Here is a 5,474-nt window from a genome sequence, read left to right on the forward strand (position 1 = left end):
AAAAAAGTGGAATCAGCACAACTAACTGGTTGTGTTAGTTGTGCCGTGTAAGAAAAAAAACGATAGTCATTCGAAGCATCAAATCCATTCGTTTTGCGAAGAATCCATTCACGTCCCCTGCCCTGTCCATACATAAAATCGAAATTAACTATGGAAAATACGAAACTATTTCAATTTCTCCCAAAGATACAGATAAATTTATCGAGATACTGAAAAAGAATAATTCACAGATAAAAATGAAATAGACCGGCTGTACTTTCATACAACCGGCCAGTTTGCAGTTACGCCTGTTCTCATCCTTCATTTTTCATTGCCCTGATTTTATATATGACAAACAGAAGAATGAACCACACAGGAGTTACGAACAACGCAATACGTGTGTCTTCTCCGAGTGCAAGCACTACCAAAATAAATCCGAAGAAAGCAAGGATTAAGTAATTGGTAAACGGGAAGAGCGGCATCTTAAACTTGCTCTTTTTGGCTAATTCAGGCCTTGTTTTACGATATTTCAAATGGGCAAGAACCGTAATCCCCCAAATAAAGATAAAGCAGAAAGTAGCAATACTTGATACAAGCGTAAATACTCCTTCCGGCATAATATAGTTCAGAACAACACCAATCAATATAATAACAGCTGAAAAGTACAAAGCAGTGGACGGCACACTGTGAGATGTCAGCTTTTTAAATTTGTTTGGCGCCTTCCCATTTTTCGCAAGCGAGTAGACCATCCGGCTTGTACTAAAAATGCCGCTGTTGCAAGCCGATGCTGCTGACGTCAGGACGACAAAGTTGACAATACCGGCCGCGGCTGAAATACCGACCGCAGCAAATACTTGGACAAACGGGCTTTCATTCGGCTTAACCGCTGTCCAAGGATAGATGCTCATGATCACCAGCAGTGCACCGATGTAAAAAATGATAATACGGATAGGAATATTATTGATTGCTCTCGGGATCACCTTTTCCGGGTCTTCTGTTTCACCAGCAGTGAGTCCCACAAGCTCAATGCCTGCAAACGCAAACATGACCATTTGAAAGGAAAGGATGAAACCGGTCATCCCATTCGGAAACATGCCGCCATGACTCCATAGGTTCTTGAAGCTGGAAGGGCCTGCATCTGTGGAAAAACCTTTCAAAATCATAATTATCCCGACTAAAATTAACGCCAAGATGGCAATGACTTTAATCAGGGCAAACCAAAATTCCATTTCTCCAAAATATTTTACGGCAGCCAGGTTGATCAACAACAATAAAATCAAAGCGATGAAGCCAGGTACCCACTGGGGGATGCTTGGGAACCAATATTGTGTATAGATCCCTACCGCCGTCAAGTCGGCCATTGCGATTGTGACCCAGCAGAACCAGTAAGTCCATCCGGTGATAAAGGCTGCCGTATCACCAAAATAGTCCTGGACGAAGTCTACAAAGGAATGATAGTTTAAATTGCTCAGCAGGATTTCTCCCAGAGAGCGCATGATTAAAAAGCCAATGACGCCTGTAATCAGGTATGCAAATAAAATAGACGGCCCTGCCAGATGGATGGATTTCCCCGCTCCGAGAAACAATCCCGTTCCGATCGCCCCGCCTATGGCAATTAATTGTACGTGCCTGTTTTTTAAACCCCTTGATAGATTTTCTTGTTGCATGAAAATTACCTCTCTAACTGTTTAGGATTCGTGAAATTGTTCGAGTATCCCGGATGCAAAACCATTTCAGCTATCCCGCTTAGTGAAGCGATTACATTATCTAAACAAAATTTCTATTTATTTTATTTGCCTCTATTCAGACCGAAATAAAGACCTCCTTTTTTGTTACTTTACCACAAAAAATTTATTTATCACCACCATGCATTGTTATTGTACTATAACAAATGAGTGCGGTGTAAAATTAAAGAATTCTAAATAATTAAAAGGCTGCCGAGAGGTTCCTTCCCGACAGCCTAAATATTGGGGGCTGACCCCCTTCAATCATAGCTTTTCCCCTGTACCCAAAACTCAGTGAACAGCTGCAGGGCAATTGCCGTTAAAAATACAACGACGGCATAGATGATCCCGAGCTTAAATCCCGCAAGGATGACCATGGCAATGGCAAAAACCCATAACGCGCCGGACAGCAAGCCTCCTTGGGCCATTCGCTGGGGATCCTTCTTTATGTAGCGCTCCGTCCAAATTTTTTGCTCCGCAATGACCCATGGCTTGTGGCGGCTTTTTTCAGTCTGATAACCTCTTTTCCAACGCATATAAATCTTCTTCCAGCAACTGCATCCTTTGTTCCGCCACTTCTCTCGCGTCACGGATGCCTTCGTTGTAAAAAACGGGACCGAGCCTGTCTTTAATAAATTCAAAACAGATTTCGGCAGCGAATTCACCGATTTCCTCGCCGCGTTCTTTCAGGAAAAATTCCTGGATTTCCTGGATCATTTTTCTTTTTTTCTCTAAAGAAAGCTTAGGCATTAACATGGTTTGGCTCCTTTATAAAAATATGAACGGGATGCCGGAGATGGCTGAAATCAAAACCGGCAGAAATAGTAAGAGTGCCATTCCTCTTTCAGTCAATTCAACTTCCGGAAGGCGGACAGAATCGAATAGCCAGTTCGCCGCCCTTTCCATCCATGATTTTTCCATGGGAAAATCGGGCACTTCCACCACAAATTCATCCAGCTTTTGAAACAGTTTTTCATCGTTTTTATTTTTCATCTCCGTCCACCTCCAAATCATCCTTCAATTTTTTCATGGCATGATGCAGCCTTGACTTGACCGTGCCAACCGGGATTCCTAAAATGTCTGCCGTTTCAGTTTGCGTCAAATCATGATAATAAGCAAGAAGGACGACCGCCCTCTGAAGCTCTGGCAATTGCTGCACCGCTTCCTTGACGGACAGTCTCTCTTCCAATGAAATGTCCGTTGTTCTGTCGGGTGCAACGAATGGCAGCAGTGACCAGAGCCTTTTTCTTCTCTTCAACTTCGTGGCCATCGTATTGTAAGCAATCTGAAAAAGATATGTTTTAAACTTGCCTTTTTCAGGTGAATATCGTTGGTTTTTAAGCAATTTTTCAAATGTATCCTGGACTACATCAATACTTAACTGCTGATCGTTTGTATATCTGAAGACAAACTTATACAGCGGCTCTCTATACAACTCATACAGCGTTTCAATCGTTTCCGAAGAACCGTCATCCAATCGAATTTCCCTATTTAAACTCATCTGGCCACCGCTCTTTGATTCCTTTGAAAACATACACCAGCTTTGTAATCATCCAAAGAAATGTAACGAGCCCGATTACAACCGTTTGGTGAATGAAAAACTGTATGAGCGGACTGTCGATATTATCCCCCCTTAAAAGGAAAACGAACAGGCCGATTATATTCAAGAAAGTATAAATGCCAAAAATCAAAATGACCGTATCCCAACGCGTCCAGTAAAAATATATATCTGTTTTTGTAAAATCAATTTTCCCCCACTTATCCCGGACAACCTTCTTGTTCATGGGAGCAATAATTCCAACGGATATAGCGCCCAGGACTCCCGCCACAATACTGCTGACCACCCAGCCTGTCACCGGCATATACAACACTCCCCTTCCTGTCTCCTTGTAAATTAATACTAACGGCACGACAAAAAGGTTCAATCCCAATTAAATTATCTTTTCGCCTGAATCAGTGATGGCCACAAGCAACTCCTCCAGCGGCATGTCGGACATTGAATCCAAACGTAATCGATGTCCATCAAAGTCCAGTTGGCTTGTCACTTGGTTCGGAACAACGACAACATTTAAACGAGCGGCAAGTGCTGCCATTAAACCATTTTTTGAATCTTCAAAGGCTACTGTATCTTTGGGAGCAGCCTTCAAATCCTTGATGGCCGCTAAATATAACTCGGGATCCGGCTTGATATTGGCCACATCATCCGCTGTTTTAATAACATCGAAATAGTCCTTAATTTCAAAGCGCTCCAAAAAGCCATTCACCCAATTCCTGTTGGAGCTCGAGGCCAGCCCTATTTTAAGTCCGAGCTTTTTCGCTGAACTGAGATATTCCAACACTCCATCTCTCAGCTTCAAACCTTGTAATCGATCTTTATATATTGACTCAGCTTCTTTTATGACAGCTTCTTTTGCAAAAGAAACCTTCTTTTTCAGGTGCGCAAACAACACATCATCGGACGTACCGATACAGAGTGCAAATTCGTCTATCGTCAAACCATAATCCAAATTACGGAAAACTTGGCGGAAAGCCTCATACCAGACCGACTCGGTATCTACGATTAAACCATCAAAATCAAAAACGACTGCTTCCATCATTAAACCCCTCCTTTTCTCAAAACATTACTGGGTGGCGCTTCTCATTTCTTTTGCACGGGAAACATAACTGTGAAGCACCATCCCCGCCACAACAAGCATCATACCGATTAAGGAGGCAGGAGCAGGCATAGGAGCGCTCAACACAACAATTTCCCCCAACAAAGCATAAGGCACTTCCAGTGATTGCGTAGCTTCGACAGCCGCGAGTTTTCCCATATTGTCTTTGACAGAATCCGTCGCTTTGAAAAATAAAACAGTAGCAATTACCCCGGAAGAAATAGCGACAAGCAAAGACTGAAACGTCTGCTCCTGTGAAGGAAGGGAACCCGTTGCAAGTTCCCAGCCGGCAAGGACCAGCCAAAATGGCATGCTTCCAAGTGTCATGCCCAAAACCCGCTGATATGTATCCAGACGGCCGCCGCAAACCCCCATCATTTTTCGGTTTCCGAGCGGGTATGCAAAGGAAGCCACTATAACCGGAATGACACAAAATAATACATTTTTTAGTGATAGTCCGTTCATATGCTCCAATTGCATCATAGCAATCCCAACTAAAATAATCAGCGACATGGCCAGCCCCCTATAGGGGATTTTTCCTCTGACAGAAATCCGGCCGGAAGAAGTCTGAATGGTCTCGTAAAAAAGCGGTGCCAACAGCGATCCCGAGATGATTGTTATTTGAAACGTGCTCGCAATCAGCCATCCCGGCCCATATCCTGCCGCAAATGTGAGTGGAGCATAAAATAAGCCGAATCCCACCGTGCTCCAAAGAAGCCATTCCCCCGGATTCGCCTTCATCTCCTGAATCAGCTTGCGAAAGTTGCCCCTGACCATTACAATCACCAATAAAAAAGGAACCATGAATATATAACGAAGCGAGGCACTCCAAATCCAACTCCCGCCCGATAAATCCATCGCACGGTTAAAAATAAATGTAAAGGCAAAAAAGAATGCAGCTACCACACCTAACAAAATTGGCCTCACGAGCCTCCCCCCAGTCACTTGCTTCGGAAATCGAAATATCAAAACATTTACATTATAATATGAAATGGTTGGACATTGATATAGATTCAAAGAAATTTATTTTCCACGCAAGCTTCCGCAATCCCCCATTAAGAAAAGCGCAAGCGCCTTGCCCATCGACGTACAGACTGGAGTGCCTCCGACGAGATAA

General features: G+C 43.3%; 9 protein-coding genes. 1 reads left to right on the forward strand and 8 read right to left on the reverse strand.

Annotation, left to right across the window (positions count from 1 at the left end; all coding sequences use genetic code 11):
- Positions 1 to 38: 38 nt before the first annotated feature.
- Positions 39 to 245, forward strand: a complete 207-nt coding sequence (locus FS666_RS20695; RefSeq protein WP_144463720.1) for a PH domain-containing protein — start codon at positions 39 to 41, stop codon at positions 243 to 245.
- A gap of 48 nt (positions 246 to 293) precedes the next feature.
- Here FS666_RS20695 and FS666_RS18720 read toward each other — a convergent pair whose 3' ends face one another.
- From FS666_RS18720 to FS666_RS18755, 8 genes are all read right to left on the reverse strand, one after another.
- Entirely contained in the window at positions 294 to 1,646 is a 1,353-nt protein-coding gene (locus FS666_RS18720; RefSeq protein ID WP_144463721.1) for an amino acid permease, read from the reverse strand.
- A gap of 317 nt (positions 1,647 to 1,963) precedes the next feature.
- Complete coding sequence (locus FS666_RS18725; RefSeq protein ID WP_186306620.1) at positions 1,964 to 2,239, reverse strand: hypothetical protein; 276 nt, start codon at positions 2,237 to 2,239, stop codon at positions 1,964 to 1,966.
- On the reverse strand, positions 2,211 to 2,453 hold the full coding sequence (locus tag FS666_RS18730; RefSeq protein ID WP_120071229.1) for a DUF2164 domain-containing protein: 243 nt from the start codon (positions 2,451 to 2,453) through the stop codon (positions 2,211 to 2,213). Before FS666_RS18730 ends, FS666_RS18725 begins: the two co-directional genes overlap by 29 nt.
- Positions 2,454 to 2,471: 18 nt before the next feature.
- Positions 2,472 to 2,696, reverse strand: a complete 225-nt coding sequence (locus FS666_RS18735; RefSeq protein ID WP_144463722.1) for a hypothetical protein — start codon at positions 2,694 to 2,696, stop codon at positions 2,472 to 2,474.
- Complete coding sequence (locus FS666_RS18740; RefSeq protein WP_144463723.1) at positions 2,686 to 3,204, reverse strand: RNA polymerase sigma factor; 519 nt, start codon at positions 3,202 to 3,204, stop codon at positions 2,686 to 2,688. The genes FS666_RS18735 and FS666_RS18740 overlap by 11 nt, the downstream gene beginning before the upstream one ends.
- Complete coding sequence (locus FS666_RS18745) at positions 3,191 to 3,565, reverse strand: hypothetical protein (protein WP_144463724.1); 375 nt, start codon at positions 3,563 to 3,565, stop codon at positions 3,191 to 3,193. Before FS666_RS18745 ends, FS666_RS18740 begins: the two co-directional genes overlap by 14 nt.
- Positions 3,566 to 3,634: 69 nt before the next feature.
- The gene (locus tag FS666_RS18750; RefSeq protein WP_144463726.1) at positions 3,635 to 4,297 is read right to left on the reverse strand and encodes an HAD family hydrolase; all 663 of its coding nucleotides are present in this window, start codon (positions 4,295 to 4,297) and stop codon (positions 3,635 to 3,637) included.
- 27 nt (positions 4,298 to 4,324) lie between these two features.
- On the reverse strand, positions 4,325 to 5,284 hold the full coding sequence (locus FS666_RS18755) for a DMT family transporter (RefSeq protein WP_144463725.1): 960 nt from the start codon (positions 5,282 to 5,284) through the stop codon (positions 4,325 to 4,327).
- Positions 5,285 to 5,474 lie beyond the last annotated feature (190 nt).

Source organism: Siminovitchia fortis, from assembly GCF_007681465.1.
Lineage (GTDB): Bacteria > Bacillota > Bacilli > Bacillales > Bacillaceae_C > Siminovitchia > Siminovitchia fortis.

Excerpts from the sequence above, each read along its gene's own strand:
- FS666_RS18720 (WP_144463721.1), bottom strand. The coding sequence starts at position 1,646 with ATGCAACAAGAAAATCTATCAAGGGGTTTAAAAAACAGGCACGTACAA.
- FS666_RS18745 (WP_144463724.1), bottom strand. The coding sequence starts at position 3,565 with ATGCCGGTGACAGGCTGGGTGGTCAGCAGTATTGTGGCGGGAGTCCTG.
- FS666_RS18750 (WP_144463726.1), bottom strand. The coding sequence starts at position 4,297 with ATGGAAGCAGTCGTTTTTGATTTTGATGGTTTAATCGTAGATACCGAG.
- FS666_RS18725 (WP_186306620.1), bottom strand. The coding sequence starts at position 2,239 with ATGCGTTGGAAAAGAGGTTATCAGACTGAAAAAAGCCGCCACAAGCCA.
- FS666_RS18730 (WP_120071229.1), bottom strand. The coding sequence starts at position 2,453 with ATGCCTAAGCTTTCTTTAGAGAAAAAAAGAAAAATGATCCAGGAAATC.
- FS666_RS18740 (WP_144463723.1), bottom strand. The coding sequence starts at position 3,204 with ATGAGTTTAAATAGGGAAATTCGATTGGATGACGGTTCTTCGGAAACG.
- FS666_RS18735 (WP_144463722.1), bottom strand. The coding sequence starts at position 2,696 with ATGAAAAATAAAAACGATGAAAAACTGTTTCAAAAGCTGGATGAATTT.